Source organism: Streptomyces coelicoflavus (assembly GCF_003112555.1).
Lineage (GTDB): Bacteria > Actinomycetota > Actinomycetes > Streptomycetales > Streptomycetaceae > Streptomyces > Streptomyces coelicoflavus.
Genome location: NZ_BEWB01000035.1, coordinates 1 through 3,188, shown reverse-complemented (window position 1 = coordinate 3,188; position 3,188 = coordinate 1). Strand labels below are relative to the sequence as shown.

Sequence of the window (3,188 nt, the reverse complement as noted above, 5' to 3'; positions counted from 1 at the left end):
GGTTGGTCGTTGTTTGAGAACTGCACAGTGGACGCGAGCATCTGTGGCCAAGTTTTTAAGGGCGCACGGTGGATGCCTTGGCACCAGGAACCGATGAAGGACGTGGGAGGCCACGATAGGCCCCGGGGAGTCGTCAACCAGGCTTTGATCCGGGGGTGTCCGAATGGGGAAACCCGGCAGTCGTCATGGGCTGTCACCCGCTGCTGAACACATAGGCAGTGTGGAGGGAACGCGGGGAAGTGAAACATCTCAGTACCCGCAGGAAGAGAAAACAACCGTGATTCCGGGAGTAGTGGCGAGCGAAACCGGATGAGGCCAAACCGTATACGTGTGAGACCCGGCAGGGGTTGCGTGTGCGGGGTTGTGGGATCTCTCTTCTGTTGTCTGCCGGCAACAGGACGAGTCAGAAACCGTTGATGTAGGCGAAGGACATGCGAAAGGTCCGGCGTAGAGGGTAAGACCCCCGTAGTCGAAACGTCAGCGGCTCGTTTGAGAGACACCCAAGTAGCACGGGGCCCGAGAAATCCCGTGTGAATCTGGCGGGACCACCCGCTAAGCCTAAATATTCCCTGGTGACCGATAGCGGATAGTACCGTGAGGGAATGGTGAAAAGTACCGCGGGAGCGGAGTGAAATAGTACCTGAAACCGTGTGCCTACAAGCCGTGGGAGCGTCGGGATGGAGCTTGCTCCATCCTCGTGACTGCGTGCCTTTTGAAGAATGAGCCTGCGAGTTTGCGGTGTGTTGCGAGGTTAACCCGGGTGGGGAAGCCGTAGCGAAAGCGAGTCCGAACAGGGCGATTCAGTAGCACGCTCAAGACCCGAAGCGGAGTGATCTAGCCATGGGCAGGTTGAAGCGGCTGTAAGAGGTCGTGGAGGACCGAACCCACCAGGGTTGAAAACCTGGGGGATGACCTGTGGTTAGGGGTGAAAGGCCAATCAAACTCCGTGATAGCTGGTTCTCCCCGAAATGCATTTAGGTGCAGCGTCGTGTGTTTCTTGCCGGAGGTAGAGCACTGGATAGGCGATGGGCCCTACCGGGTTACTGACCTTAGCCAAACTCCGAATGCCGGTAAGTGAGAGCGCGGCAGTGAGACTGTGGGGGATAAGCTCCATGGTCGAGAGGGAAACAGCCCAGAGCATCGACTAAGGCCCCTAAGCGTACGCTAAGTGGGAAAGGATGTGGAGTCGCACAGACAACCAGGAGGTTGGCTTAGAAGCAGCCACCCTTGAAAGAGTGCGTAATAGCTCACTGGTCTAGTGATTCCGCGCCGACAATGTAGCGGGGCTCAAGCGTACCGCCGAAGTCGTGTCATTGCAGCAATACGGCCAACGCCGGCTGTGATGGGTAGGGGAGCGTCGTGTGCCGGGTGAAGCAGCCGCGGAAGCGAGTTGTGGACGGTTCACGAGTGAGAATGCAGGCATGAGTAGCGATACAAACGTGAGAAACGTTTGCGCCGATTGACTAAGGGTTCCTGGGTCAAGCTGATCTGCCCAGGGTAAGTCGGGACCTAAGGCGAGGCCGACAGGCGTAGTCGATGGATAACCGGTTGATATTCCGGTACCCGCTGTGAAGCGTCAAACATCGAGCATCGTGATGCTAAGGCCGTGAAGCCGCCCTGATCTCTTCGGAGTTGAGGGGAGTGGTGGAGCCGCCGAACCAAGCGGTTAGTAGGTGAGTGATGGGGTGACGCAGGAAGGTAGTCCATCCCGGGCGGTGGTTGTCCCGGGGTAAGGGTGTAGGACGTCAGGTAGGTAAATCCGCCTGGCAATAGTCTGAGACCTGATGCCGAGCCGATTGTGGTGAAGTGGATGATCCTATGCTGTCGAGAAAAGCCTCTAGCGAGTTTCATGGCGGCCCGTACCCTAAACCGACTCAGGTGGTCAGGTAGAGAATACCGAGGCGTTCGGGTGAACTATGGTTAAGGAACTCGGCAAAATGCCCCCGTAACTTCGGGAGAAGGGGGGCCACACCTGGTGACGAGTTTTGCACTCCGAGCTGGGGGTGGCCGCAGAGACCAGCGAGAAGCGACTGTTTACTAAAAACACAGGTCCGTGCGAAGCCGTAAGGCGATGTATACGGACTGACGCCTGCCCGGTGCTGGAACGTTAAGGGGACCGGTTAGTCACATTTCGGTGTGGCGAAGCTGAGAACTTAAGCGCCAGTAAACGGCGGTGGTAACTATAACCATCCTAAGGTAGCGAAATTCCTTGTCGGGTAAGTTCCGACCTGCACGAATGGCGTAACGACTTCTCGACTGTCTCAACCATAGGCCCGGTGAAATTGCACTACGAGTAAAGATGCTCGTTTCGCGCAGCAGGACGGAAAGACCCCGGGACCTTTACTACAGTTTGATATTGGTGTTCGGTTCGGCTTGTGTAGGATAGCTGGGAGACTTTGAAACTCGCACGCCAGTGTGGGTGGAGTCGTCGTTGAAATACCAGTCTGGTCGTGCTGGATGTCTAACCTGGGTCCGTGATCCGGATCAGGGACAGTGTCTGATGGGTAGTTTAACTGGGGCGGTTGCCTCCTAAAGAGTAACGGAGGCGCCCAAAGGTTCCCTCAGCCTGGTTGGCAATCAGGTGTTGAGTGTAAGTGCACAAGGGAGCTTGACTGTGAGACCGACGGGTCGAGCAGGGACGAAAGTCGGGACTAGTGATCCGGCGGTGGCTTGTGGAAGCGCCGTCGCTCAACGGATAAAAGGTACCCCGGGGATAACAGGCTGATCTTCCCCAAGAGTCCATATCGACGGGATGGTTTGGCACCTCGATGTCGGCTCGTCGCATCCTGGGGCTGGAGTCGGTCCCAAGGGTTGGGCTGTTCGCCCATTAAAGCGGTACGCGAGCTGGGTTTAGAACGTCGTGAGACAGTTCGGTCCCTATCCGCTGTGCGCGTAGGAGTCTTGAGAAGGGCTGTCCCTAGTACGAGAGGACCGGGACGGACGAACCTCTGGTGTGCCAGTTGTTCTGCCAAGGGCATGGCTGGTTGGCTACGTTCGGGAGGGATAACCGCTGAAAGCATCTAAGCGGGAAGCCTGCTTCGAGATGAGGACTCCCACCCCCTTGAGGGGTTAAGGCTCCCAGTAGACGACTGGGTTGATAGGCCGGATCTGGAAGCACCGTGAGGTGTGGAGGTGACCGGTACTAATAGGCCGAGGGCTTGTCCTCAGTTGCTCGCGTCCACTGTGTT

1 rRNA gene is annotated in these 3,188 nt (G+C 57.1%); it reads left to right on the top strand.

Features of this window, described 5'->3' with window-relative positions:
• Window positions 1-45: 45 nt before the first annotated feature.
• Window positions 46-3,166 (top strand): 23S ribosomal RNA (locus Sco07f_RS39620).
• Window positions 3,167-3,188: the final 22 nt, after the last annotated feature.